Annotated in this window: 29 protein-coding genes; 13 read left to right on the top strand and 16 right to left on the bottom strand. The window is 66.7% G+C overall.

The features are described 5' to 3' along the window. Positions 1-93 precede the first annotated feature (93 nt). Both AiwAL_RS10630 and AiwAL_RS10635 read right to left on the bottom strand, forming a co-directional pair. Complete coding sequence (locus tag AiwAL_RS10630; protein WP_262312673.1) at positions 94-1401, bottom strand: DEAD/DEAH box helicase; 1308 nt, start codon at positions 1399-1401, stop codon at positions 94-96. 252 nt (positions 1402-1653) lie between these two features. Beyond that, positions 1654-1920 carry a hypothetical protein gene (locus tag AiwAL_RS10635; RefSeq protein WP_262312674.1) on the bottom strand — a complete coding sequence of 89 codons (267 nt, stop codon included), beginning with the start codon at positions 1918-1920 and terminating at the stop codon, positions 1654-1656. 336 nt (positions 1921-2256) lie between these two features. Between AiwAL_RS10635 and AiwAL_RS10640 the strand changes: the two genes are divergently transcribed. From AiwAL_RS10640 to AiwAL_RS10675, 8 genes are all read left to right on the top strand, one after another. After that, positions 2257-4191 (top strand): DUF6600 domain-containing protein, encoded by a 1935-nt coding sequence (locus AiwAL_RS10640; protein WP_262312675.1) that lies wholly within the window; start codon positions 2257-2259, stop codon positions 4189-4191. Between the two features lie 43 nt (positions 4192-4234). Further along, positions 4235-4816: a hypothetical protein gene (locus AiwAL_RS10645; protein WP_235702344.1), complete on the top strand. Its 582-nt coding sequence runs from the start codon at positions 4235-4237 to the stop codon at positions 4814-4816. 10 nt (positions 4817-4826) lie between these two features. Continuing rightward, entirely contained in the window at positions 4827-5459 is a 633-nt protein-coding gene (locus AiwAL_RS10650) for a DNA-3-methyladenine glycosylase (protein WP_235702343.1), read from the top strand. A 51-nt stretch (positions 5460-5510) separates the two neighbouring features. Then, positions 5511-5861 (top strand): cupin domain-containing protein, encoded by a 351-nt coding sequence (locus AiwAL_RS10655; RefSeq protein WP_235702342.1) that lies wholly within the window; start codon positions 5511-5513, stop codon positions 5859-5861. Continuing rightward, positions 5858-6310, top strand: coding sequence for a GNAT family N-acetyltransferase (locus AiwAL_RS10660; protein WP_262312676.1), 453 nt, complete (start codon positions 5858-5860; stop codon positions 6308-6310). Before AiwAL_RS10655 ends, AiwAL_RS10660 begins: the two co-directional genes overlap by 4 nt. Positions 6311-6402: 92 nt before the next feature. After that, on the top strand, positions 6403-6630 hold the full coding sequence (gene rpmE / locus AiwAL_RS10665; RefSeq protein ID WP_235702340.1) for a 50S ribosomal protein L31: 228 nt from the start codon (positions 6403-6405) through the stop codon (positions 6628-6630). A gap of 101 nt (positions 6631-6731) precedes the next feature. Continuing rightward, the gene (locus tag AiwAL_RS10670; protein WP_235702339.1) at positions 6732-7199 is read left to right on the top strand and encodes a DUF1203 domain-containing protein; all 468 of its coding nucleotides are present in this window, start codon (positions 6732-6734) and stop codon (positions 7197-7199) included. 140 nt (positions 7200-7339) lie between these two features. Then, positions 7340-7804 carry an Hsp20 family protein gene (locus tag AiwAL_RS10675; protein WP_235702338.1) on the top strand — a complete coding sequence of 155 codons (465 nt, stop codon included), beginning with the start codon at positions 7340-7342 and terminating at the stop codon, positions 7802-7804. Positions 7805-7851: 47 nt separating this feature from the next. On the opposite strand, the gene AiwAL_RS10680 is transcribed toward AiwAL_RS10675, so the two are convergent. Genes AiwAL_RS10680 through AiwAL_RS10690 form a run of 3 tightly spaced genes read right to left on the bottom strand, consistent with a single transcriptional unit; the run spans position 7852 to position 10074 of the window. Next, the gene (locus AiwAL_RS10680) at positions 7852-8784 is read right to left on the bottom strand and encodes an HlyD family secretion protein (protein WP_235702337.1); all 933 of its coding nucleotides are present in this window, start codon (positions 8782-8784) and stop codon (positions 7852-7854) included. A 16-nt stretch (positions 8785-8800) separates the two neighbouring features. Continuing rightward, the gene (locus tag AiwAL_RS10685) at positions 8801-9019 is read right to left on the bottom strand and encodes a DUF1656 domain-containing protein (protein ID WP_235702336.1); all 219 of its coding nucleotides are present in this window, start codon (positions 9017-9019) and stop codon (positions 8801-8803) included. Beyond that, positions 9016-10074, bottom strand: coding sequence for an FUSC family protein (locus tag AiwAL_RS10690; protein ID WP_235702335.1), 1059 nt, complete (start codon positions 10072-10074; stop codon positions 9016-9018). Before AiwAL_RS10690 ends, AiwAL_RS10685 begins: the two co-directional genes overlap by 4 nt. A gap of 113 nt (positions 10075-10187) precedes the next feature. Here AiwAL_RS10690 and AiwAL_RS10695 point away from each other — a divergent pair, with 113 nt between their 5' ends. Further along, positions 10188-11129, top strand: a complete 942-nt coding sequence (locus AiwAL_RS10695; protein WP_235702334.1) for a LysR family transcriptional regulator — start codon at positions 10188-10190, stop codon at positions 11127-11129. Here the strand turns inward: AiwAL_RS10695 and proC are convergent. From proC to rpmB, 3 genes are all read right to left on the bottom strand, one after another. Further along, complete coding sequence (gene proC / locus AiwAL_RS10700) at positions 11126-11938, bottom strand: pyrroline-5-carboxylate reductase (RefSeq protein WP_235702333.1); 813 nt, start codon at positions 11936-11938, stop codon at positions 11126-11128. The genes AiwAL_RS10695 and proC overlap by 4 nt on opposite strands. After that, a complete protein-coding gene (locus AiwAL_RS10705; protein WP_235702332.1) occupies positions 11935-12438 on the bottom strand; it encodes a YbjN domain-containing protein in 504 nt (167 codons plus the stop codon). The genes proC and AiwAL_RS10705 overlap by 4 nt, the downstream gene beginning before the upstream one ends. Positions 12439-12613: 175 nt before the next feature. Beyond that, complete coding sequence (rpmB, locus tag AiwAL_RS10710) at positions 12614-12916, bottom strand: 50S ribosomal protein L28 (protein WP_235702582.1); 303 nt, start codon at positions 12914-12916, stop codon at positions 12614-12616. A gap of 205 nt (positions 12917-13121) precedes the next feature. Between rpmB and AiwAL_RS10715 the strand changes: the two genes are divergently transcribed. Next, positions 13122-15251 carry an amylo-alpha-1,6-glucosidase gene (locus AiwAL_RS10715; protein WP_262312677.1) on the top strand — a complete coding sequence of 710 codons (2130 nt, stop codon included), beginning with the start codon at positions 13122-13124 and terminating at the stop codon, positions 15249-15251. Here the strand turns inward: AiwAL_RS10715 and AiwAL_RS10720 are convergent. Both AiwAL_RS10720 and AiwAL_RS10725 read right to left on the bottom strand, forming a co-directional pair. Next, complete coding sequence (locus tag AiwAL_RS10720; protein ID WP_235702330.1) at positions 15230-16444, bottom strand: MFS transporter; 1215 nt, start codon at positions 16442-16444, stop codon at positions 15230-15232. The genes AiwAL_RS10715 and AiwAL_RS10720 overlap by 22 nt on opposite strands. Next, positions 16441-16917 carry a PRC-barrel domain-containing protein gene (locus tag AiwAL_RS10725; protein WP_235702329.1) on the bottom strand — a complete coding sequence of 159 codons (477 nt, stop codon included), beginning with the start codon at positions 16915-16917 and terminating at the stop codon, positions 16441-16443. The genes AiwAL_RS10720 and AiwAL_RS10725 overlap by 4 nt, the downstream gene beginning before the upstream one ends. Before the next feature lie 149 nt (positions 16918-17066). Here AiwAL_RS10725 and AiwAL_RS10730 point away from each other — a divergent pair, with 149 nt between their 5' ends. Both AiwAL_RS10730 and AiwAL_RS10735 read left to right on the top strand, forming a co-directional pair. Beyond that, positions 17067-17306 carry a type II toxin-antitoxin system VapB family antitoxin gene (locus tag AiwAL_RS10730; RefSeq protein ID WP_235702328.1) on the top strand — a complete coding sequence of 80 codons (240 nt, stop codon included), beginning with the start codon at positions 17067-17069 and terminating at the stop codon, positions 17304-17306. Then, a complete protein-coding gene (locus AiwAL_RS10735; protein WP_235702327.1) occupies positions 17303-17710 on the top strand; it encodes a type II toxin-antitoxin system VapC family toxin in 408 nt (135 codons plus the stop codon). The genes AiwAL_RS10730 and AiwAL_RS10735 overlap by 4 nt, the downstream gene beginning before the upstream one ends. Before the next feature lie 3 nt (positions 17711-17713). On the opposite strand, the gene rlmN is transcribed toward AiwAL_RS10735, so the two are convergent. Genes rlmN through AiwAL_RS10750 form a run of 3 tightly spaced genes read right to left on the bottom strand, consistent with a single transcriptional unit; the run spans position 17714 to position 19706 of the window. Beyond that, positions 17714-18868 carry a 23S rRNA (adenine(2503)-C(2))-methyltransferase RlmN gene (gene rlmN / locus AiwAL_RS10740; RefSeq protein WP_407932495.1) on the bottom strand — a complete coding sequence of 385 codons (1155 nt, stop codon included), beginning with the start codon at positions 18866-18868 and terminating at the stop codon, positions 17714-17716. A gap of 4 nt (positions 18869-18872) precedes the next feature. Continuing rightward, positions 18873-19418, bottom strand: coding sequence for an invasion associated locus B family protein (locus AiwAL_RS10745; protein ID WP_235702325.1), 546 nt, complete (start codon positions 19416-19418; stop codon positions 18873-18875). Positions 19419-19466: 48 nt separating this feature from the next. Beyond that, positions 19467-19706 (bottom strand): hypothetical protein, encoded by a 240-nt coding sequence (locus AiwAL_RS10750; protein ID WP_235702324.1) that lies wholly within the window; start codon positions 19704-19706, stop codon positions 19467-19469. 138 nt (positions 19707-19844) lie between these two features. Between AiwAL_RS10750 and AiwAL_RS10755 the strand changes: the two genes are divergently transcribed. Then, positions 19845-20039, top strand: a complete 195-nt coding sequence (locus tag AiwAL_RS10755) for an EexN family lipoprotein (RefSeq protein WP_235702323.1) — start codon at positions 19845-19847, stop codon at positions 20037-20039. A 3-nt stretch (positions 20040-20042) separates the two neighbouring features. Here the strand turns inward: AiwAL_RS10755 and AiwAL_RS10760 are convergent, their stop codons facing one another. The 3 genes from AiwAL_RS10760 to AiwAL_RS10770 are packed head-to-tail and all read right to left on the bottom strand — an operon-like array spanning position 20043 to position 23025. Further along, complete coding sequence (locus AiwAL_RS10760) at positions 20043-20909, bottom strand: NAD(P)-dependent oxidoreductase (RefSeq protein ID WP_235702322.1); 867 nt, start codon at positions 20907-20909, stop codon at positions 20043-20045. An 11-nt stretch (positions 20910-20920) separates the two neighbouring features. Next, a complete protein-coding gene (locus AiwAL_RS10765) occupies positions 20921-22108 on the bottom strand; it encodes a CaiB/BaiF CoA-transferase family protein (RefSeq protein WP_235702321.1) in 1188 nt (395 codons plus the stop codon). Beyond that, positions 22105-23025, bottom strand: a complete 921-nt coding sequence (locus tag AiwAL_RS10770) for a hydroxymethylglutaryl-CoA lyase (protein WP_235702320.1) — start codon at positions 23023-23025, stop codon at positions 22105-22107. Before AiwAL_RS10770 ends, AiwAL_RS10765 begins: the two co-directional genes overlap by 4 nt. Positions 23026-23063: the final 38 nt, after the last annotated feature.

Raw genomic sequence — 23063 nt, forward strand, 5'->3', positions numbered from 1 at the left:
AAGGTAGGTTCCGATTGAACCATTCCGTTCAATCAGAACCGGCTCACTTGCTCGCCAAACAATGAAACCAGACCGCGCGGCGTTAGCAAACAATCAGGCGCGGTTCGCCGCGCGCTCGCCATGGCTCCGGTTGCCGTGCGATGCGCTGGCGCCCGGACGGTGCTGCTGACGGCCCCGCTCCTGCTTATGCGCCGGGTTATGGCCGTTGCCGTGATTCTGGGCATGATTGCGCGCATTGTTCACACGGTTCAGATGCGGCGGCGCGACGCCGCGCGGCGGAACCGCCCCGCCGGGGATCAACTGGCGGCCGATCAGCCGCTCGATATCGCGCAGATAGGCCAGCTCGGCCGGCTCGCAGAACGACACGGCCACTCCGCTCGCGCCCGCCCGCGCGGTGCGCCCGATCCGGTGGACATAGGATTCCGGCACGTTCGGCAATTCGTAGTTGACGACATGCGAAATGCCGTCGACATCGATGCCGCGCGCGGCGATGTCGGTCGCGACCAGGATGCGGATGCGCCCGTCGCGGAACATGCCGAGCGCGCGCTCGCGCTGGCTCTGGCTCTTGTTGCCATGGATCGCGGCGGCGGTAAGGCCGGAGGTCTCGAGATGCTTCACGAGCTTGTCCGCCCCGTGCTTGGTGCGGGTGAACACGATGGCGCGTTCGACCGCGCGGTCGGCGAGCAACGTCACCACCGCGGTGCGCTTCGCGTTCGCGTCGAGCAGCATCACCTGCTGGTCGATCCGGTCGATCGGGCGGGATTCCGGCGTCACCGCGACCTCGCGCGGGTCGCGCAGGAACTCGGTGGCGAGCGCGCGGATCGGCTTCGGCATGGTCGCCGAAAACAGCATGGTCTGGCGCCGCGCGGGCAGCATCGCCATGATGCGGCGGATCGCCGGCATGAAGCCGAGATCGAGCATCTGATCGGCTTCGTCCAGAACGATCGTATCGGTCGCATCCAGCCTGAAAACGCCGGTGGCGATGTGATCGAGCAGGCGCCCTGGGGTCGCGACCACGATGTCGAGCCCCGCCAGCAACTGCCGCGCCTGCGGGCCGGGTTTCGCACCGCCGATCACCACCGCGACGCGGGGGCGGATGAACTTGCCGTAGGCGCGGGTGCTTTCGGCGATCTGCTGGGCAAGCTCGCGGGTGGGCGCGAGGATCAGCGCGCGGCAGGTGCGCGCTTCCGGCGCCTGACGCTGCTCCGCGAGCTTATGCAGCAGCGGCAGCACGAAGGCGGCGGTCTTGCCGGTGCCGGTCTGGGCGATGCCGATCAGATCGGCCCCCGCGAGAACCACGGGGATCGCCTGGGCCTGGATCGGGGTGGGGGTGGTGTAGGATTCGGCCACGACGGCGCGCAGCACGGGCTCGGCAAGGCCGAGTTCGGTAAAGAGGGTCAAGAACAATGCTTTCAAAACCGCCGCTCCGGCACATGCCGGGGAGGCGACAATAAGGTTGAAGGAAGCGTGCGTAGAACAGCTACCCGGCAAAAGCGTCCGGTATTGCGACCGAGGCCAACCTGGGATGCCGCACCTGCTAATGGGTACGAAGCATCCAGTGAACAGGGCCGGCGGCGGTTACGCCGCATCTACGAGCACTGCTCTGTTGCAGTGCATATAAAGCACGAACCAGCCTTCTGGCAAGGGAGCGGTTCAATGGCGCTCGTCACCGCCGCGCCAACCGCCGCCGTCACCCCAATCGCCGCCGCCATCACCCCAATCATCGCCACCGCCCCACCAGCCACCGCCGAGCGTGACGCTGCCGGAAACCGGTGGAGCATAGTAGCCGCCGCCGTAACCATAGCCGCCATAGCCGCCATAGCCGTAACCATAGCCGGGATAATAGACGCAGCCGGAAAGCGCGAGTGCCGCGGCACCCACCGCCGTCATGAGAAGGATCTTGCGAAACATCGGTTTCATGATCGCACCTCGTTGAACGCTAGTGTCCCGATTCGAAAACTCGTCGTAGCTGAAGCGAGTGTTTTACGAATTTCCGAATCGAAAGGACGCTAGCAAACATATGATTTCAGTGTGGTTTCAGTTTTGAAGTTCCTAAAATTGCTACCGCAAATACGTAGGAACTCCAGAACCACCACACTGCCAATATATAGGATACCTCTTATGGCGAGGATGAGGCGCGGAGGCGTCTAAATTGTAACAGATGGACACGGGCCGCCTTCATCTCGCCGCGATCCGGGCGATATTGGGTCGTAGTGTGATCGTTGTATCCTCGATACTGTCATACGGAGACTAACCATGCGCCCCAACATCCGCTTCGTTCTCGCTTTCACCACGGCGATCGGCCTGATCCTGCCGGCCCTGCAAGCGGCGCATGCCCAGACCGCGTCCGCCCCGCCGGGCCGGGTCGGCCAGATCGCGCAGCTTAACGGTTCGGTGTCGTTCGACGGGTCCGCGACCGGCGGCTGGACCCAGGCGGCGCTGAATTATCCGGTCACCGGCGGCGACGCGCTCTATACCCAGCCGAACGCTCAGGCCGCCATCGCGATCGACTGGAGCCGGATCACCCTCAACGGCGCGACCGAACTGCAGGTGACAAGCATCGGCCCGCGCACTGTGGAAGCGGCGCTGCCGCAGGGCGAGGCGTTCCTCGACCTGCGCTACCTCGCCCCCGGCGCGAGTTACGTGATCACCACGCCGCGCGGCACGGTGAACATCACCCGGAACGGGCGCTACGACATTCTGGCGGGCGATCAGAACACCCCCACCATGGTCACCGTGATCAACGGCGCCGCCCAGTTGCAGGGCCAGGACGTATCGCTGAATATCGGCCCAGGGGAAACCGCGACGCTGCAAGGCGCCAATCCGGTTACGGCGGCTCTTGGCGGCGCGGAGCGCGACCCGTTCACCATGCGGATGATGGCGGTGCGCTATGCGGCGCCGCCCTCCTATGTCCCGCCGGTGGTCGATCAGATGACCGGCGCCTACCAGCTTTCCCAATACGGCAACTGGTCGCAGACGCCGCAATATGGCGCCATCTGGTATCCGCGCGTGGCCGCCGGCTGGGTGCCGTATCGCGATGGTCACTGGGCCTATGTGGCGCCGTGGGGCTGGACCTGGGTGGATAACGATCCATGGGGTTTCGCACCGTTCCATTACGGGCGCTGGGTGCAATATGGCGGCCGCTGGGGCTGGGCGCCCGCGCCAATCGCCTATGCGGCACCCGCCTATTACCAGCCGGTCTACGCCCCGGCGCTGGTGAGCTTCTTCGATGTCGGCTCCGGCGTGTCGCTGAGCGTCGGCATCACGACGGGCGCATTCGCCGCCGGCTCGATCGGCTGGGTGCCGCTGGCGCCGGACGAACCCTATCTGCCGTGGTATCACTGCCCACCGCGCTACATCAGACAGGTCAACTACTACAATGTCCGCAACGTCAACCGGATCGTCAACATCAACAACACGACGATCATCAACCGTACCGTCATCAATAATTACGGCCCGACGCGACTGATCAACCGGGGTGGAGCGACGGTGATGCCGGTGGTGGCGATGCGCCGGGGCGACCCGGTGGCGCGATTCGCCCGCCCGGTGCCACATACGGTTCTGGCGGCGGCGCGGCCGGTGCCACCGGCCGGATTCCATCCCGGACCGGGGCCTCTGCACGGCGCGCTGCCCGGACCGAACCATGGACCGAACGGTCAACCGAGCCCTCATGCCGGGCCGCATCCGATGCCCGCTTTCGGACGGCTGCCGACGGCGCCTACCCCGCTCGCCCATCGCGCGCCGGCGCCGGCGCCGCGCCCGGCTCCCTTCGCCGCCGAACGTGGCCTGCCGGTCGCGCATCCGGGGCCGGTCCGCGGGCCGGCAATGCGGCCGCAAATCCGTGTCGCGCCCTTCCATCCGGCGCCGGGACACCTGACTCCGGCGGCGATCGGTCGGCCGATGACTCCCGCGCCGGTCCAGCGGCCAGGCATGCCGCAAGTGCCGCGCCCGCCTGCCCTGCAAAACCATGGGCAAATTCATCCGCAACCGTTCCACCCGCCGGCTCAGCAGACCCACCCGCAGCCGCATCCGCAGCAATTCCATCCGCCGGCCCAGCAATTCCACCCACCGGCCCAGCAATTCCACCCGCAGCCGCAACAATTCCACCCGCCGGTGCAGCAATTCCATCCACCGGCACCGCGTCCCACACCGCACCCGCAGCAGCCGAACCGGAAGGATCAGCATCCCTGACCGTCCCTATCGCGCGCGGGGTGCCGCGTGATACGATAGGCTGATGAGCGACCCCGCCGCATCGCCCGAACTCGACCGCGCGGCACGCCGCCGCCGCTGGCGGCGCACGGTCGAGGATGCCCTACTCCTGCCGCTCGCGCTGGTGCTGGAGTTTCTCGACCGGATCATCTGGCGCGGCACCAAGGCGTTGCTCGAACTGATCTCCCGGCTGCCGGCGGTGGCGCGGCTGCGGCGTTTCCTTCAGGGCCTGCCGCCGCTGATCGTCGTGTTCCTGTTCCTGATCCCCGAGGTGATCGACCATCTGAGCGGGTTCTGGGCCACGCTTCTCTTCGTCAAGGGCAATTGGCTGGGCGCGACGGCGGTGGCGATCTTCGTCAAGGGCTTCGCGATTCTGCTCGCCATCTGGATCTATCAATCCTGCGAAGCGAGCCTGATGTCGGTGCGGTGGTTTGCCACAGCACACGACAAGGCGCTCGCCGGCCGCGATTGGGTGCTGGCGCGCACCGCGCCGGTCCGCAACCGGCTGCGCGCGATCGTCCGGGGCGGCGCAAGCGGCCGGCTCGCGCGCCGGCTCGCCGCATGGCGGCTGCGCCTCGCCCGCATGGCCGGGTTTGCCTCGAAATGAGCACGCTCCCATGAGCCGCGCGGCGCGCGCCCATCTGACCGCCTCCGATCCGGTGCTCGGCACCCTGATCCGCGAGGTCGGGCCGTGCGGGCTGAAGCCGAACCGGGCGCGCGAACCTTATGAGGCGCTGATTTCGGCGGTGGCGCATCAGCAATTGCACGCCCGCGCCGCCGGGGCGATGCTGGTGCGGCTGGCGGCACTCGCCGCGACCCCGATCCCCGACCCCGCCACGCTGCTGTCGCTATCGGAGACAGCGCTGCGCGGCTGCGGCTTTTCGGGTGCGAAAATCGCCGCCCTGCGCGATATCGCGGCTCGCAGCCTCGACGGCACGGTGCCGAGCCGCCGCGCCGCCGCCCGGATGACCGACGCGGTGCTGATCGAGCGGCTCTGCATGGTGCGCGGCATCGGCCGCTGGACGGTGGAAATGCTGCTGATCTTCACTCTCGGCCGGCCCGATGTATTCCCGGTGGACGATTTCGGCGTGCGCGAAGGCTACCGGCTGCTGCATGGGCTGGCGGAACAGCCCAAGCCGCGCAATTTCGCGGTGATCGGCGAAGCCTATGCACCCTATCGCAGCAGCGCCGCCTGGTATCTCTGGCGCGCGGCGGAACGCGGCAAGACGATGAAGCAGGCGGCACCGTGAGGCTGGCCGCCTCCTGCACACACAAGCAGCCAACTTGGGAGACGATCCGCCATGCCGGACGGTGATTGGATGTTTTCGCTGCGGGACGCCGAGGCGAGACTGCCGGACGATCCCAACGTATCCAGGGTTTTCTACGGTCTCCGCCACGGCACGATGCGAATCGGGCTCTATGCGCCGCGCGGCCGGGATATCCAGAAGCCGCATACCCAGGACGAACTCTATATCGTGGCGAGCGGCACCGGCGATTTCGTGAAAGGCGGCGAACGCCGTCGCTTCGCGCCGCAGGATGCCATTTTCGTGGAAGCCGGCATCGAACACCGGTTCGAGAATTTTTCCGAGGATTTCGCCGCCTGGGTGATCTTCTGGGGTGCCGCGGGCGGCGAAGCCGGCCCGCCGGCATGAGCGACGACCCGCGCCTCGCGACGATGGAGGATTGCCCCGCCGTCGAGGCGATCGTCAAAGCCGCCTATTCCCATTATGTGCCGCGCATCGGCCGCGAACCCGGACCGATGCGCGATAACTACGCAACCCTCATCCAGGATGGACGAGTCCATGTCGTCGAACGCGACGGTGCGGTCGCGGGTCTTCTCGTGCTCATCCCCGAGCAGGAGACGCTGCTTCTGGACAATGTCGCCGTCGCCCCAGCGGCGCAGGAAACCGGTCTCGGCCGCAAGCTGCTGGAATTCGCCGAGCGAACCGCCCGCGATGCGGGGTATCGCTCGATCCGGCTCTATACCAACGAGGCAATGACGGAAAACATCGCGCTCTACTCCCGGATCGGCTATGTCGAGACGCGCCGGGGTGAGGAGACGGGGTTGCGGCGGGTCTACATGACCAAAATTCTCGGCTGATTTCAGCCCGCGCCTTGCCTTGATCGCGCCGAGCGGCTAAGCGACCGGCCGACGCGGCCGGTCGGCATCGGGCGCGAACCAGGAGCTATGCGATGAAACCCGACACCCACCCCGACTATCACGAGATCACCGTGGTCATGACCGACGGCACCGAATTCAAGACCCGGTCCTGCTACGGCAAACCGGGCGACACGCTGCGCCTCGACATCGACCCGAAATCCCACCCGGCCTGGACCGGGCAGCATCGCATCGTCGATTCCGGCGGTCAGGTCGCGAAATTCAACAAGCGCTTCGCCAGCATCGGCGCGCGCACGAAGTAAGGTTTTCCGGCCGGATCAGGAATTCGGCCGCAAGAACCGGGGTGTTTCACGCGAAAGCATCGGGCAGATGACGGCGGCAATCATGCCGACGGAGTTTGTCCATGTCCTTTCGCATCACCGGCCTGCCCGCCTCCCCGTTCAGCCATCTGTTCGGCTTGCCCGACGCCGAACTCGCCGGGTTCGACGCCGCGCGCTATACCGTCGATGAAACGCCGGGTTTTCCCGATCGCATCGAACTGCGCGACGGGGTGCCCGGCGAGACCGTGATCCTGGTCAATTACGAACACCTTCCCGCCAGAACCCCCTATCGCTCGCGCCATGCCGTGTTCGTGCTGGAGGGCGCGACCCAATCCTACGACCGGGTTGACGAGGTGCCCAACGCGTTGCGGGGACGGGTTTTATCGCTGCGCGGATTCGACGATCGGGACATGATCGTCGATGCCGATCTGGTCGATGGCGCCGATGTCGAACGCCTGATCGAGCGGCTCTTCGCCGATGCGCGCATCCGCTACATCCATGCGCATTACGCGAAACGCGGCTGCTATGCCTGCCGGATCGGCCGCGAATAGGCTCATAGTCGCGAGGGGTTGAAATCCCTCCATCGAACACCGAAATTTATGAGCGAAGGATGCCATTGGGTCCTTCGCCTATCTACGGGCTGGTCAATCGACAGCCCGGATCGAAACCTTGCTTGACCGAGGAGGTTACCATGACTCTCGACTTTTCACCCCTGTTCCGCACCGCGATCGGCTTCGACCGGCTTCAGCAATTGCTCGATGCCGTTCCCGATGCGAGTGCATCGGCCTATCCCCCTTACAACATCGAGAAGCTCAGCGGCGAGGAATACCGCCTGACCATGGCGGTCGCCGGATTCCGCGCCGAGGACATCGAAATGACGGTGAAGGAAAACACGCTCGTCATCAGCGGCAAGATCGCCGGCGAGACCGCCAAGGGCGAGACGCTGTATCGCGGCATCGCCGCCCGCGCCTTCGAGCGCCGCTTCGCGCTGGCCGACCATATGGTGGTCGATGGTGCGACACTGGAGAACGGCCTGCTGCACGTGGCGCTGAAGCGCGTGATCCCCGAGGCGCTGAAGCCGCGCCGGATCGCGATTTCAGCCGCGGCCCCAGCCGCGGTCCCGACGATCGAGCAGGACACCGCCAAGGCGGCCTGATCGCGAGGGCCTGAATCGAACCCCGCGCCGCAAGGCGCGGGGTTTTTTCATGGGCGGCGCGCTCCCACAATCCGCACGGTCGCGGTCATGCCGGCGGAGAGAAAAATCCCGGCCGGAACGTGGTCGATCGCGATATGCACCGGGATGCGCTGCGACAGGCGCACCCAGGAATAGACCGGGTTGACGACAGGCAGCCCGCCCGCCGAGGCTTGCGCGTCCGCCACCGAAATCCCCCGGCCGATCCCCTGGACATGGCCGGTCAGAATGCGGCCCGGATAGGCCATCAGCTTGATGCGCGCCGCCGCTCCCGGCTTGATCCGGGCAAGCTCGGTTTCCTCGAAATAGGCGGTGATCCAGCTATCCCGCGCATCGACCACGGTGAGCGCGCTCTGCCCGGCATGGGCGTAATCCCCGGCGTGCAGTGTGAGATTGGTGATCGTGCCGGTGACCGGCGCGCGCACCACGGTGCGCTTGAGATCGAGCAGCGCCTGCGCGACCCGCGCTTTCGCGCCGGCAACCGCGGCGGCGGCGGCGAGCGCGGCGGCCTGGGTGTTTTCCTGCGATTCCGCCGAAACCGCGATCGACGGCAGATTGGCCCGCCGCCGCGCATTGGCGAATTTCATCCGCGCCGTCGCCTGATCGGCGGCAAGTGCCGCCTTGGCTTCGGCGAGGCTGTTTTCGAAATCGCTCGGGTCGATGCGCATCAGCACGTCGCCCTTGCGGACGAACTGATTGGCGCGAACATCGACCTGATCGATCCGCCCGGAAATCTCCGGGGCGATCGCGACGGCGAAGGCGCGCACCCGCGCATCCCGCGTCCACGGCGTGGTGTCGTAGCGGGTCCAGGCCAGAACGCCGATCCACACCGCGCCGATCGCCACGAGGATCGTCGCCAGGACCGAGAACACCGGCATATAGGGGCGCGGCGCCGGCGGTTTGGCCTGTTGCGGCACGGCGTCGCGCTGCGGCGAATCGAACATAGCCATCTCCAAAGACTCAGATCAGCGGCATCGCGAGGATCAATCCCCCGGCGATGCAGCCGAATACGGCAAACATGAACAGCGGCCAGTTCCAGACCATCCGGTCGAACCCCAGCCGGGTCAGCACGCGGCGCAGCACATCGGCGATCGCCACCGCGAGCAGAAGCATCGGCACCGCCGGCTCGATCCCGATACCGAAGATCGAAAACTCCGCGAGATGGGGAAGGAAGGTCATGCCGGCCTCCGCCGCAGCAGTTCGCGGATCGGCACCAGGCCGAGGAACGCGGCGATCGAGAACAGCACGCCGAGGATCATCGCAAGATCGGTGTTCAGTGCGGCGCCGAGATCGAAATCGATCCGGTTGGCCGGGTCGGCGGCAAGCATGAAGGCCAGGTTATAGCCGGTCGCCGGCCCTTGGGTGCGCGGATCGGTCACGCCGAGGCCGCCAAGAATCAGGAACGGCAGCAGGATCAGCGCCTCGGTGAAAAAATCGGCGCCCTGGGCGAACAGGATGAAGCGGGCGAACAGCCCGAGCGCGGTGCCCAGCAGAAAGCCGCGCAACAGCCCGAGCGTCGCGGTCAGCTTGCTGGGATGCGCGGCGAACAGGGTCGTGGCCGCGCCGGACATCAGCACGAAATCCGGCCCGTTCTGCCATTGCGAGACATACCAGAACAGACTCGCGAGCCCGATCGCCAGCGCCGCGCGGACAGCGTTGCGCATCGCCTGTCCCGGCACCGGCGAGGCCGCATGCGCCAGCCCCTGAGCCCGATGGCCGGCGAACAGCGCCGCGGCAAGCCCGGCGCAGACCACCCCGAGCGTGACCTCGGCGGTCCGGCTCACCGCGATGGTAAAAGCATTGCCGGGATCGGCCACGCTCGCATAGGCGACGATGCCGGTGGTCAGCCAGGTCAGCGCCAGCGCATAGGTCTGATATTGCCGGACCCTGGTGCCGATATAAACGCACAGCGCCGCCCACAGCGCCATCGCGGCGCTGAATATCAGCGGGGTTTGCGCGAAGGCGGCGATGAAGATGATGCCCATGGCCGCGCCCACCAGCGTGCCGATCATCCGGTAGAGCGATTTGGAAAACGCGTGGTCCGGCGAGGGCAGGCTGACGGTCAGCACCGTCCAGGCCGCCCAGTGCGGCGTGTCGAGATTGAGCGCCATGGCGAGATACAGCGCGAGCAGCGCCGCCGCCGCCGTGCACGACGCAAAAATGAGGTCGCGCGGCAGGTCGCGGCAAAGCGCGGCAGCGGACGGGCGCAACCGGGCGAAACTGATAGCGGCCATGACGACAGAAATATATTCACAATCGGACTTAACCGATATCGTGAAATTCGGATTTATCTCATGCGTCGCGGAGAATGAATGTTTCCGGTCACGACTGACACGGTGGTCGCCCCATGGACCAGTTGACGCTGCTCAATACGTTCGTGCGGGTTGCCGAGCGCGGCTCGTTCTCCGCCGTCGCGCGGGAGATGAACACCTCGCAGCCCGTCGTCTCGCGGCAGATCGCCGGCCTGGAGGATCAGCTCGGCGTGCGGCTGATCCAGCGCACCACGCGGCGCCTGTCCCTGACCGAGGACGGGCAGGTGTTTCTCGATCACGCCCGCGCGGTGGTCGAGGCGATGGAAGCGGCGCAAGCCAGTGTCGGGTCGGCACAGAAAACCCCGATGGGCCAGGTCCGGCTCGGCGTGCCGACCTCGGTGGGGATGTATCTCGCGGCACGGCTGCCGGAGTTTTTCGCCCGCTTCCCGGACATGTCGATCGACCTGAAAATGCGCGACGGACCGTTCGACCTGGTCGAGGAAGGGCTCGACCTCGCGATCTCGGTCGCCGAGGCGACGCAAGCCAGCGTGATCACGCGGGTGATCGGCAGCGCCGCCTCGGTACTGGTGGCGTCGGCCGCCTATCTCGCGGCTCATGGCACGCCGGAATCGCCACAGGATCTGCTGAAGCATGAATGCATCGTCTATACCCGGCCGGGGATCGACCGGAACTGGCGTTTCGCGACCAACGGCACCGAGGAGACGGTGACGGTGCAGGGGCGCTTCCACGCCGATTCCAGCGAAGCGGTGCGCCGGGCGGCGCGCGCGGGCCTCGGCATCGCGATGCTGCCGCGCCTGACCACGATCGACGATGTCAATGCCGGACGGCTGGTCACCCTGCTGGACGCGTTCTGCCCGATGAAGGTGAAGGTCTACGCGATCCTGCCGACCCGCCGCTACGTGCCGACGCGCACCCGCACGATTCTGGATTTCCTGATCACCGAATTCGCGCAGACCCCGTTCCTGCAATCCACCGCCGCGATCGCGGGCGTGCCGCAGGCGCCGATTTTCGATTAGCCCCTTGCCAGCTCCCGCGAGCGTTCGGTGGCGGCGGCGATCGCTTTCGACATTGCCTCCGGCCAGGCGGATCGCTCCATCAGCACGGCGAGCGCGCGTTCGGTGGTGCCGTTCGGGCTGGTGACGGCGCGGCGCAACGCCTCGGCGGGCTCGGGGCTCGCGGCGAGCAGCGCGCCAGAGCCGATCACCGTCCGGCGGGCGAGATCGCGCGCAAGCTCGGGCGGAATGCCTTGTTCGACCGCCGCCGCTTCCAGCAATTCGGCCAGAAGAAACACATAGGCGGGTCCTCCGCCGGAAACCGCGGTCACCGGATCGAGCAGAGCTTCATCCTCGACAAACGCGACCGCGCCCACCGCGGCGAGCAGCGTTTCGGCGAGATCGCGCTGATCCGGGGCGACGTTCGGCCCGGCGCAGGCCACGGTGATGCCCATGCGCACGGCGGCGGGCGTGTTCGGCATCGCGCGGATCACCGCCGCCCCGGCGCCGAACTGGGATGCGAGCCAGGCGATGGTTTTTCCCGCCATGATCGAGACGATCGCGGCACCGCCGGCAAGGTGCCTGAGCGGCGCCACCGCCTCGGAAGCGACCTGGGGTTTCACCGCGAGAATGATTGCTCCGGGCGCGAAATCCGCCGGAATTGCATCCACCGAAGCCACTACCACGACATGCCCGTCGGCGAGCGATGCAGCCTGCGCGCCGGGATCGACCACGACGACGCGGGAAATCCCCCGCTCGCGCCAGCCGGCGAGCATCGCCGATCCCATCTTGCCGCCGCCCAGAAGCAGCAGCGGCGGCAACGCCTCGGTCATGCCTCGCCGACACACTCCAGCATGGCGGCGGCCAGTGCCTCGTCTGGGCTCTTGCCGCCCCACAGCACGAACTGGAACGCCGGAAAAAAGCGCTCGCATTCGGTGACCGCGATATCCACCATGTCCTCGACGCTTTCCGCCGAGGCGCCGGACGCGCCGCGCAGCAGGACGGAATGGCGGAACACCGGCATTCCGTCGTCCTGGTCCATGCCGAAATGGCCGATCCATAATTTCTCGTTGGCGCGGGCGAGCAGCTCGTAGAGCGCGGTACGCCGCCGCTCCGGCGCCTTCAGGTCGAAAGCGCAGGAGAAATGCATGACCGAGATTTCATGCGACCATGAAAAATAAAGCCCGTAATCGCACCAGCGGCCGGGTGCTTCGGCGGCGATTTCACTGTCGCTGCGGCGGTCGAACGCCCAGTCATTGGCCGCGATCACCTGTTCGACGATATCGAGCGGATTGCCGGCATGTCCGGGAGATTCCAAGGTCAGGGAGGTCATCGAGGGTCTCCTCCTGCGTGCAAGAGCCTGGAGCGCACGGCGCGATGGCCGACTCCGACTCGGAGTCTACCGGAGTTTGGTGCCGCGCCGCAATCAAAGCTTTTCCAACAGGATATCACCAAATGGTAAACCCGCCTCGAAAGGCGGGTTGCCGTGGTGCAGCCGGGCTTCAGTTTCAGGTGGAGGCCGCTTCGCGCTTGGCCGCCGCCCGCGTGATCCGGCGCTTGAGCAGAAGCGCCTCGTCGGTCAGCTTGCGGTTCGGCGTCGCCAGCAGGAACGCGTCCAGCCCGCCTTTGTGCTCGATGGTGGAAAGGCCGCGCGGCGTCACCCGCAGCCGCACCGAATGGCCCAGAGCCTCGGACTGCAGCGAGCTGTCCTGCAGATTGGGCAGGAACCTGCGGCGCGACTTGTTGTTCGCGCGGCTCACATTGTTGCCGGAGAGCACGCTCTTGCCGGTGATGTCGCAGCGACGGGTCATGGCGGAAACCTCGATCCAGAAAGTCCCGGCCAAGGCCGGTTTGGTGTCGGACAATAAAAAATCAACCGTGACACGCCCCCGTGCCACGGTGTTCGTGCGCTATATCGCCAAATCGTGCGCTCGGGTCAAGCAAGGCGCCCCATTTCACCGGAGAAATCTGCCCGGCAACGTACCAAGTACCCGACGAAGACCAGCAAAGGGAGTTATGATGGCTCAGCCTATCCCAGAAAAGAAACCGCGCCATTTTCCCGTCGCGGCGGATGCCACCCGCGCGGAACACCGACCGCACACCCTGAAATCGGACGACAGTTTCGCGATATTCGGCCCGAACGGCGACATGGAGGCCGGAGCGGAGGGGCTGTATCATCGCGACACCCGCCACCTCTCGCGGCTCGCGGTCGCGCTCTCCGGCGCGCGACCCCGCCTGCTGAGTGCCGCGATCAGCGCGGACAACGCGGCCCTGGTCTGCGATCTCGCCTGTCCGGCGCCCAAGCCGAACACCGACATGGGCGACGATACGAACGAGATTGCGCTGCGCTGGGAAAGCTTCCTGTGGCGCGCGGCGCGGCACGACACTCTGACCGTCACCAACTGGTCGCAACTGGCGCAGCACGTGCCGGTATCCATCGGTTTTGGATCGGATTTCGCCGATCTGTTCGAGATTCGCGGCACCAGGCGCGCACGGCACGGCACGATCCAGCCGCCTTCCTGCACGGGTCACGGCGCCACGCTCGCCTGTCTCGGGCTCGACGGCGTGCGGCGCTGGACCAGGCTGCATTTCGACCCGAAGCCCGACCGGCTGGATGGCGAGCGCGCCGAATTCGTCCTCGACCTCGCGCCGGGTGAAACACAGAGGATCACCCTGGCGATCCAGGCCGGGATCGACGAGGATACGCCGACCATCGAGGGCTTCGCCCCCGCGCGGGAAGCAGCCCGCACGCAGCGGCAGAGGCTGCGCGACGATGCCGCCACCCTCGCGACCGGCAATCCGCTGGCCGATGCGATCCTGCGCCGGGCACGCGACGATCTGCTCATGCTGACCACCGAAACCGAGTACGGGCCGTTTCCCTATGCCGGTGTACCCTGGTTCAGCACCGCGTTCGGCCGCGACGCGATCATCACCGCGATGGAGGTTCTGTGGCTCGCGCCCGCGCTGGCGCGCGGCGTTCTGGCCTACCTCGCCGCCAATCAGGCCACCGAAACCGACCCAGCCGCCGATGCCGAGCCGGGCAAGATCCTGCACGAAGCCCGCGACGGTGAGATGGCAAGGCTCGGCGAAGTGCCGTTCCGGCGTTATTACGGCTCGGTCGATGCTACGCCGCTCTTCGTGATGCTGGCCGGCGCCTATGCCGATCGCACCGGCGATATCGCGTTCATCCGTATGCTCTGGCCGCATATCGAGGCGGCGCTGAACTGGATCGACCGATATGGCGACGCCGATGGCGACGGGTTCGTCGAATATGGCCGCAAATCGGCCCATGGCCTCGCCAACCAGGGCTGGAAGGACAGCCGGGACTCGATTTTCCATGCCGACGGCGCGCTCGCGCGCGGGCCGATCGCGCTGTGCGAGGTGCAGGCCTATGTGTTCGCCGCGAAATCGGCGGCGAGCCGCATCGCCGCATCGCTCGGCATGAAGGATCGCGCCGCTTCGCTTGCCGGCGAGGCGGCATCCCTCCGCGCGGCCTTCGATTCGGCGTTCTGGGACGAGGAATTCGGTTTCTATGTGCTCGCCCTGGATGGCGAGAAGCGGCCCTGCCGGGTGCTGGCCTCCAATGCCGGACACGCGCTGTTCGCCGGCATCGCCCTGCCCGAACGCGCCGCATCGGTCGCGGACCGGCTGATGGGCGAGGATTTCTTCTCGGGCTGGGGCATTCGCACCCTCGCGCGCGGCCAGGCGCGGTTCAACCCGATGTCCTACCATAACGGCTCGGTCTGGCCGCACGACAATGCGCTGATCGGCCTCGGCCTCGCCCGCTACGGACGCCGCGACGCCGCCGCCCGTCTGTTCGATTCCCTGTTCGCAACCGCAAGCTGGGCGGAACGCTACCGGCTGCCCGAATTGTTCTGCGGGTTTCCCCGCGCGCGGGACCGGGCGCCGACCGCCTATCCGGTCGCCTGCGCGCCGCAGGCCTGGGCGGCGGGCGCTTTGTTCGCGTTGCTGGACGCCTGTACCGGGATCAGCGTCGACCCGGCGGCAGACACGGGCAGCGCGATCCTGCCGGCGCTTCCGGCCAGTATTCCCCATTTGCGGATCGAGGGATTGACCATCGGCAATGCCGCGCGCGGCTTCGCGTTCCAGCGCAACACGGACGGTCAGGTCGTGGTGGACTCCTGATCCGTCACCGTTTCGGGCATCAGGAACCACACCGCCACCGTCGCCAGAAGCCCAGCGCCGGCCAGCGCGAAAAACGCCGCGCGCACCCCGACCCCATTGGCGATCGCCCCGGCGGCGCCACTGCTGACCGTCGCCCCCAGCCCGACCGCAAGCCCGATCGCGCCCATGGTCAGGTTGAAATGGCCGCGTTCCCGCGCGATGTCGGCCGCGATCAGCGGCAGCAGCACCCCGATCACCGCGGCGCTGATGCCGTCCAGCCCCTGGATCAGCACCACCGGCACCGGCGATCCGGTCAGGCCGAACAACAACCCGCGCAACGGTTCCGCGGCGAAGCCGAGCAGCAGAAGCCGCCGCCGTCCGTGGCGCTGCGCGGCACGCCCGACCCAGGGCGAGATCGCCGCAACCACCATTTGCGGCCAGACGATGCAGGCGGCGATCACCAGATTGGCGACACTACCCGCCTTGCCGGCGATTTCGCTGCCGACGAACGGCAGCATCGCCGCATCCGCCATCTGGAACAGCACGATGCAGGCCATGAAGGCGAGCAATCGCCGGTCCAGGAACAGCGCCCGCAATTCGGCCCAGGTGCCGCCATGCGGGCGCCGGCGCTCGGCCGCATCGCGCACCACCCGGCGGGATTCGATCCGCGACAAGGCCAGCAGCGACGGCACCCCGAGCGCCGCCGTGAGCCAGAACACCGAACCCGGCGCGAAATAATAGCCGAAACCGCCCATCACCGCCGCCGCCACGCCGTTGCCGATCGAGGCGAAGCGCGCGTTGCGGCCCAGCCGCTCGCCAAGGGCGGCGACGCTGACCAGCGAAATACTCACCGCCGCGATCGCAGGGTTCAACATGCAGCTTGCGAAACCGTGGAGGATTTCGGCGAGGCCGATGCCGAAATGCGACGGCATCAGCACGAACAACAGCGCGCTGCCGGTGATCGCGCCGATCGCCAGCGCCGCCGCCAGCCGCTTGCTCGGCATCCAGTCGACCAGTGCGCCGGCCGGCAACTGGCTCGCCATCGCGACGATGGTGCCGAGCGAGAGCACGCCGCCGATCGCGAGATCGGTCCAGTGCTGGGTGGTCAGATAGATCGCGATGAACGGGCCGAAGCCGGTCTGCACGTCGGCGACGAAGAAATTCAGCCAATCCAGGCCGCGCAGGCTGCGCGGCGAGACCGGATCACCGTTCACTGGGCCGCTTTGGCGCGGGGCTGGATGGCGACGGGCACCGACGGCGCGCTCGGCTTGTATTCCGGCAGGGATTTCAGTTTGGCGGCGTCGAGGTCGATGGTGATCGCGATGCGCTGCTTGACCACACTGAAATGCAGCGCGGTCCAGGCGACCGCGATCTTGCGGTTGCCGACGCCGAGGAACCCGGCAAACTCGATCACCGCGGCGTTCGGATCACCCCGCTGATCGATCAGCACATCGACAATAGTGCCGATCGCTTTTCCCTTGGTGTCGAGCACGGGCTGGCCAAGCAACCCCTCGGCATGGACTTTCCGCAAATGCTCCAGCTTCGGCGGCTGCGGCTTGGGCTTGGGCGGTCGAACCGGCGGCGGCGGCAGCCGCGCCGCGCCGCTCGCGCCATAGGGCGTCTGCGGGTGCGCCACCGGGACGGCGAGCAGCACGGCGAGACAGGCCGCCCGCGCATCATTCCGCATCGATCATCTTCCTTGTCATGCCGCCGGCCTCCACACTTTATCCTGTACGAAATGGCGGGCGCCGCATGGGTTTCCAACCCGGCCAACCGGCTTGCGCCCGGCCGGATATCCAACTATATGAAATTGGATATCCCCCCATGGAGGGTGCGATGCCCCTGTTCATCAAGGACGACGAAACCGCCGCGCTGGTCGCCGAACTCGCGCAAAAGCGCCATTGCACCAAGCAGGACGCGGTGAAACAGGCGGTGCGCGCCGCTCTCGATCACGACCGCGAAGCCATCCCGCTGCGCGAGCGGCTCCGGCAGCTCTGGGCCGAACATCCTTTGCCGCCGAAATCCGGGCTCGTCGCCGACAAGGCGTTTTTCGACGACCTTTCCGGCGAACCGTGAGAGTTTTCACCGACGCTTCCGCGCTGGTCGCGATTCTCGCGAAGGAGCCTGCGGCAATCGCTTTGGCCGATTGTCTCGATGCCGCGTCATCACGGCTCTGTTCAGCCTTGTCGGCGTGGGAAACCGTCGCCGCGCTTTGCCGCAGCCACGCCCTGCCGATCGACATCACCCGCGCCCGCGTCGATCTTTTTCTTGAGAATCTGGGTTTTGGCTTCGTCCCCATTGCGGAACGCGAATTTGCCCTCGCCACCGAAGCTTATGCGCGCTTCGGCAAGGGCCGGCACCAAGCCGCACTCAACATGGGCGATTGCTTCGCCTATGCCTGCGCGCGATCGAACGATGCGAAGCTGCTGTTTCTCGGCGATGATTTCGCCCGAACCGACATCACGCCCGCGCTGGTCTGACGCTCAGGCGGCTTCGACCGACTTCAACTGCCCGCAGGCCGCCAGGATGTCGCGTCCGCGCGGGGTGCGCACTGGAGACGAATAGCCGGCATTCATCACGATATCGGCGAAGCGGCGGATCGCGTTGCCGCTCGATGTTTCATAGGTCGAGCCCGGCCAGGGGTTGAACGGAATCAGGTTCACTTTGGCCGGAATCCCCGCGATCAGCCGCACCAGTTCGCGCGCGTCGGCTTCGCTGTCGTTGATCCCCTTGAGCATGACATATTCGAAGGTGATCCGCCGCGCGTTCGAGGCGGCGGGATAGCGCCGGCAGGCGGCGATCAGTTCGGCGATATTGTATTTGCGGTTGAGCGGCACGATCACGTCGCGCACGTCGTCGCGCACCGCATGGAGCGACACCGCGAGGTTGACCCCGAGTTCCGTGCCGGCCCGGTCCATCATCGGCACCACGCCGGAGGTCGACAGCGTGATCCGCCGGCGCGACAGGCCGATCCCCTCGCCATCCATCACGATCTTCATCGCCGCCGCGACATTCTCGTAATTATACAGCGGCTCGCCCATGCCCATCAGAACGATGGTCGAGAGCAGGCGCGGGGTCTCGCCCTTCGGGCTCGGCCATTCGCCATAGGCGTCGCGCATCGTCATGAACTGGCCGACGATTTCGCCCGGCGAGAGATTGCGGGTCAGCCGCTGGGTGCCGGTATGGCAGAACCGGCACGACAGGGTGCAGCCCACCTGCGAGGAAATGCACACCGCGCCGCGATCCTCGGTCACATCCGGGATATACACCGTCTCCACCGCCTCATGGTCGCGGAAGCGGAGCAGCATTTTGCGGGTCTCGTCCGCGCTGAGCCGGTCGGCGGCGATATCCGGCCGGGAAATCGCGAAATGCGCGGCCAGTTTCTCGCGCAAGGGCTTGGCGATATTCGCCATCAGCGCGAAATCGGTCACCCCCTGGTGATAGATCCAGTGCCAGAGCTGCTTGGCGCGGAACGGCGCCTCGCCCACGCTCGCCACCGCCTCGGCCAGTTCCGCGCGCGACAGCCCGACCAGATCGCGCCGCCCATCGTCCAAGGTCGCCGAAGGCGGCGCAAAAATTGCCGCCTTGGCGAGAATTCGCGTGCGTTCGGCTTCGTCGAGGTCGAGGGTCGCGGACAATTCTTCAGCTTTTCGTCTTGGTGCTGCCGGGCGTTTTTGCTCCTGAAGCGGCCGGGCAGGCTTTCTGGATCGCCTTATAGGCATCGGCGAACCCGTCGAGCCCGAACGTATCGGTCACCGGCTTGGCGTTGGGCGCCGTCGCGGTCGCGGTGACGGAACTGCCGGCAAGGAACGCCTTGGTGGTCGCCGCACCCTTCATCGCATAGGCCATATTGTCCTTGGTGAAGAATTTCAGCGTGGTCGGGCCCACCGCCAGCGTCACCTTGGCGCCCTTGGAATAGGTGATGCCCTGGCTCAGCGAAATCTCGTCGCGGAACGCGGCGCGCTCGGTCACGGTCAGCATCGCCGGCGTGGCCTTGCTGCCTTTCGGCAGTTTCGTCGTGGCGAAGGCATAGCAGGCCTTGTCCGCGCCGGTGCCGTAGGTCGCGGCGGTCCAGGATTTGAACACGCCGAGCGGTTTCGGCGCATCGGCGGCCGGGGTTTGCGCCGCGACGGCCAAGCCTGGCAGGGCGACGGCGGCGAGAAGCAGGAGGGCGGGTGCGTGTTTCATGACCGGAGAAATACGCGCCCCGCCCCGCCGCGACAAGCTGTCCCGCGTTTATCGCCCGACGCGGATGCCGATATTCACCTGGGCGATCGCCGCATCGACCGCCCGCAGCGCCGCGACCCGATGGCCGCCCTTGTTGTGCCTTGCCGCGAGCAACTGGCTGCGCGCGGCGTAGAGTGCGTTGCGCGCCTGGAACATATGACCCTGATAGGCCAGGGCAACCCCGCTCGCGGCACCGCTCGCCAGCAGAACGCCGGCCATGATCGCGGCTCTGGTCTTGCTCAATGTCATGAATTCGTCTCCCATCCGGTGTTGAACACGAACACGTTATCGCGGCGGATCATGGCGCGTATCGGGCGGTTCGGCAACGAAATGTAAACGGCCATCGTCTTGGCAATCCGACCTGCACGCCGTAATTTTGAGGCACCGATGAAACCGCTCGCGATCCTGCTGATCCTCGCCACCGCGCTGCTCGCCGGCTGTGCCGACAGCACCGCCACCTATTATCACAAGCACCCACACACCCTGATGCGCGAAGTGGTGAGGTGCGAAAACAACGGCGGCGCGCTGGCCAACACGCCGCTCTGCCGCAAGGTGCTGCGGATCAACAGCCAGTTGTTCTAACGATCATTTCCCGAACCGCGCGATCAGCGACGACGTGTCCCACCGGCTGCCGCCCATCGCCTGCACATCGGCGTAGAACTGATCGATCAGCGCGGTCACCGGCAGCCGCGCCCCGGTTTCGTGCGCCTGGGCGAGGCAGATGCCCAGATCCTTGCGCATCCAGTCGACCGCGAAGCCGAAATCGAAGTCCTTCGCGACCATCGCCTTCCAGCGATTCTCCATCTGCCAGCTTTGCGCGGCCCCCTTGGAAATCGCGCCGACCACCGCCGCGACATCGAGTCCCGCCGCCTCGGCGAAATGCAGCCCCTCGGCGAGCCCCTGCACCACGCCGGCGACACAGATCTGGTTGACCATCTTGGTCAACTGGCCGCTGCCCGACGGGCCGATATGGCTGATCGCCGCACCGAAACAGCCGATCGCCGGCCTGGCGCGCTCGAAATCGCCCGCATCGCCGCCGACCATCACGGTCAGCTTGCCAGATTCCGCACCTGCCTGACCGCCCGAGACCGGCGCATCGAGAAATCCGAGTTTCCGCTCCCGCGCCGCCGCGTCCAGCTCGCGCGCGACGGTGGCCGAGGCGGTGGTGTGGTCGACGAATACCGAGCCCGGCTGCATCCCGGCGAAGGCGCCGCCGTCGCCAATCGTCACCGTGCGCAGATCATCGTCATTGCCGACACAGGCGAACACGAACGCACAGTCGCGCGCCGCCGCTTCCGGCGTCGGTGCGCTGCGTCCGCCATGTTTCTTGACCCAGGCCTCGGCTTTCGCCGGAGAACGGTTATAGACCGTGACATTGTGCCCACCCGACGCAAGATGCCCGGCCATCGGAAAACCCATCACGCCGAGACCGATGAATGCAATTTTCGCCATATTTTTGCTCCTTATCCGTTTGCGCCCACCGCACCAAGGCCGATCAGCGCGTCGATCTCAGCCTCGCCATAACCAAGCTCCGCCAGCACGTTTCGGCTATCCGCCCCCGCCGCCGGCACGTCGCGCCGGAGCGGCAATCGTTCGCCGCCCATGCTGATCGGCAATCCGGGCAGATCGACGCGCCGCCCATCCGGCAGCGACACCGAAACCAATCCTCCCGAATCCCGCAAATGCCGGTCCTCGAACAGATCGGCGGGTCGCGCGATCGGCGCGAACGGCAGGCCGAGCCGTTCGCAGCGCGCGATCAGCTCGGTTTCGGTCAGGCGCGCGAACGCGCTCGCGATCACCGGCAGGGTGCGCGGCCGTGCCGCGCGGCGCTCCGCCTGGGTGGACAAAACGGGGTCGTTCGCGAGTCCGGCGAGTCCGAATTCCGCGCACAGCACGCGCCATTGCGTATCGGTCACCACGCCGATGAAAATCTTCCGTCCATCCGCGGTATCGAAAATATCGTAGACCGGCCAGGCGACATCGCGCGCACTCATCGGCTTGGGCTCGGTGCCGGTAATCGCCGCCTGTGCCATGTGCTGCGCCATCAGCATCGCGACACTCTCGAACAGGCCGGACTGCACGTGCTGGCCGAGCCCGGTGCGCTCCCGCTCGGCGAGCGCCGCCAGCACCGCGAGCGCGCCATAGGTGCCGCCCATGATGTCGATCACCGAAGCCCCGGCGCGCAAGGGCTGGCCGACCGGGCCGGTCATGTAGGCGAGGCCGCCCATCATCTGCACCACCTCGTCGAGCGCGGTGCGGTGCTCATACGGGCCGGGCAGGAAACCCTTCAGCGAGCAATAGATCAGGCGGGGATTCGCCGCACCGCATTCCGCATAGCCGAGCCCGAGCTTGTCCAGCGCGCCGGGGCGGAAATTCTCGGTCAGCACATCCGCGCGCCCGATCAGCCGGCGCGCCACCGTGAGCCCCTCGGGCGATTTCAGATCGAGCATGACGCTGCGCTTGTTGCGGCTCGCCATGGTGAAAAAGCCGATGCCCGAGCCGGTCAGCCGTCGCGTGTTGTCGCCGTCGGGCGTCGGTTCGATCTTCACCACGTCGGCGCCGAGATCGGCCAGGATCAACCCGGCGGTTGGCCCCATCACCATATGCGCGAATTCGACGACGCGGAGCCCCGCCAGCGCCGCGGCGCTCATGCGGCTTTCTGAAATGTTCGGGGAATCCCCGCTTTCGCGAGCTGGCCGTGCATCGGCTCGGCCGGCAATCCGGCATGCAGCAGGCCGCGCGCCGCGATCAGTTTCGCGAGATCGATGCCGGTTTCAAACCCCATGCTCTCCAGCATGAACACCAGATCCTCGGTGACGATATTGCCCGAGGCCCCCGGCGCGAACGGGCAGCCGCCGAGCCCGGCCAGCGCGGAATCGAAATCGCGGATGCCTGCTTCCAGCCCTGCCAGCGCATTGGCGATGCCGAGTCCCATCGTATCGTGCAGATGCAGCCCGCGCAGCACCGGCCCGATCTCGGCGCGCACCGCGCGCACCACCGACTTGATCTGTGCGGGATTGGCGTAGCCGACCGTATCGGCCAGCGCGATCTGGCTCACCCCGGCCTCGGCCAGCGCCGATGCGATCCGCACCACCGCATGCTCCGGCACCGCGCCGTCGATCGAGCAGCCGAAGGCAGTGGAGCAGGCGACCTCGATTTCCGCCTTGTCGCCCGCCTCGCGCATCCAGGCGACGATCTTCGCCACCACCGCGACCTGCTCGTCCGGCGAGCGGTTGAGATTGGCGCGGGAATGCCCCTCGCTGACCGATACCGGAATGCTGATCCGGTGCGCCCCCGCCGCAAGGGCTGCTTCCGCGCCGCGCAGATTGGGCGCCAGCGCCACCACGGTCAGCCCTGGAATTCCGCGCGAAAACCGCACCACAGCATCGGTATCCGCCATTTGCGGGATCAGTTTCGCCGGCACGAAACTGCCCACCTCGATCTCCCGCAGACCCGACGCCGCCAATGCGCCGATCCAGGCGCATTTCGCCTCGGTGGGCATGACCGATTTCGCCATCTGCAACCCGTCGCGCGGGCCGACCTCGCAGACCATTACATGTTCGCTCATGCGGCCAATCTGCGCCGCCCGCGCCGGCGCGGCAAGGG

The organism is Acidiphilium sp. AL (assembly GCF_025499445.1).
Classification (GTDB): domain Bacteria; phylum Pseudomonadota; class Alphaproteobacteria; order Acetobacterales; family Acetobacteraceae; genus Acidiphilium; species Acidiphilium iwatense.

Excerpts from the sequence above, each read along its gene's own strand:
- AiwAL_RS10640 (WP_262312675.1), top strand. The coding sequence starts at position 2,257 with ATGCGCCCCAACATCCGCTTCGTTCTCGCTTTCACCACGGCGATCGGC.
- proC (WP_235702333.1), bottom strand. The coding sequence starts at position 11,938 with ATGACCGAGGCGTTGCCGCCGCTGCTGCTTCTGGGCGGCGGCAAGATG.
- rpmB (WP_235702582.1), bottom strand. The coding sequence starts at position 12,916 with ATGACCCGTCGCTGCGACATCACCGGCAAGAGCGTGCTCTCCGGCAAC.
- AiwAL_RS10705 (WP_235702332.1), bottom strand. The coding sequence starts at position 12,438 with ATGACCTCCCTGACCTTGGAATCTCCCGGACATGCCGGCAATCCGCTC.
- AiwAL_RS10685 (WP_235702336.1), bottom strand. The coding sequence starts at position 9,019 with ATGACCTTCCTTCCCCATCTCGCGGAGTTTTCGATCTTCGGTATCGGG.
- AiwAL_RS10715 (WP_262312677.1), top strand. The coding sequence starts at position 13,122 with ATGATGGCTCAGCCTATCCCAGAAAAGAAACCGCGCCATTTTCCCGTC.
- AiwAL_RS10755 (WP_235702323.1), top strand. The coding sequence starts at position 19,845 with ATGAAACCGCTCGCGATCCTGCTGATCCTCGCCACCGCGCTGCTCGCC.
- AiwAL_RS10670 (WP_235702339.1), top strand. The coding sequence starts at position 6,732 with ATGTCCTTTCGCATCACCGGCCTGCCCGCCTCCCCGTTCAGCCATCTG.
- AiwAL_RS10680 (WP_235702337.1), bottom strand. The coding sequence starts at position 8,784 with ATGTTCGATTCGCCGCAGCGCGACGCCGTGCCGCAACAGGCCAAACCG.
- AiwAL_RS10770 (WP_235702320.1), bottom strand. The coding sequence starts at position 23,025 with ATGAGCGAACATGTAATGGTCTGCGAGGTCGGCCCGCGCGACGGGTTG.
- AiwAL_RS10645 (WP_235702344.1), top strand. The coding sequence starts at position 4,235 with ATGAGCGACCCCGCCGCATCGCCCGAACTCGACCGCGCGGCACGCCGC.
- AiwAL_RS10635 (WP_262312674.1), bottom strand. The coding sequence starts at position 1,920 with ATGAAACCGATGTTTCGCAAGATCCTTCTCATGACGGCGGTGGGTGCC.
- rpmE (WP_235702340.1), top strand. The coding sequence starts at position 6,403 with ATGAAACCCGACACCCACCCCGACTATCACGAGATCACCGTGGTCATG.
- AiwAL_RS10725 (WP_235702329.1), bottom strand. The coding sequence starts at position 16,917 with ATGCGGAATGATGCGCGGGCGGCCTGTCTCGCCGTGCTGCTCGCCGTC.
- AiwAL_RS10660 (WP_262312676.1), top strand. The coding sequence starts at position 5,858 with ATGAGCGACGACCCGCGCCTCGCGACGATGGAGGATTGCCCCGCCGTC.
- AiwAL_RS10730 (WP_235702328.1), top strand. The coding sequence starts at position 17,067 with ATGCCCCTGTTCATCAAGGACGACGAAACCGCCGCGCTGGTCGCCGAA.
- AiwAL_RS10675 (WP_235702338.1), top strand. The coding sequence starts at position 7,340 with ATGACTCTCGACTTTTCACCCCTGTTCCGCACCGCGATCGGCTTCGAC.
- AiwAL_RS10650 (WP_235702343.1), top strand. The coding sequence starts at position 4,827 with ATGAGCCGCGCGGCGCGCGCCCATCTGACCGCCTCCGATCCGGTGCTC.
- AiwAL_RS10760 (WP_235702322.1), bottom strand. The coding sequence starts at position 20,909 with ATGGCGAAAATTGCATTCATCGGTCTCGGCGTGATGGGTTTTCCGATG.
- AiwAL_RS10655 (WP_235702342.1), top strand. The coding sequence starts at position 5,511 with ATGCCGGACGGTGATTGGATGTTTTCGCTGCGGGACGCCGAGGCGAGA.
- AiwAL_RS10745 (WP_235702325.1), bottom strand. The coding sequence starts at position 19,418 with ATGAAACACGCACCCGCCCTCCTGCTTCTCGCCGCCGTCGCCCTGCCA.
- AiwAL_RS10750 (WP_235702324.1), bottom strand. The coding sequence starts at position 19,706 with ATGACATTGAGCAAGACCAGAGCCGCGATCATGGCCGGCGTTCTGCTG.
- AiwAL_RS10765 (WP_235702321.1), bottom strand. The coding sequence starts at position 22,108 with ATGAGCGCCGCGGCGCTGGCGGGGCTCCGCGTCGTCGAATTCGCGCAT.
- AiwAL_RS10695 (WP_235702334.1), top strand. The coding sequence starts at position 10,188 with ATGGACCAGTTGACGCTGCTCAATACGTTCGTGCGGGTTGCCGAGCGC.
- AiwAL_RS10690 (WP_235702335.1), bottom strand. The coding sequence starts at position 10,074 with ATGGCCGCTATCAGTTTCGCCCGGTTGCGCCCGTCCGCTGCCGCGCTT.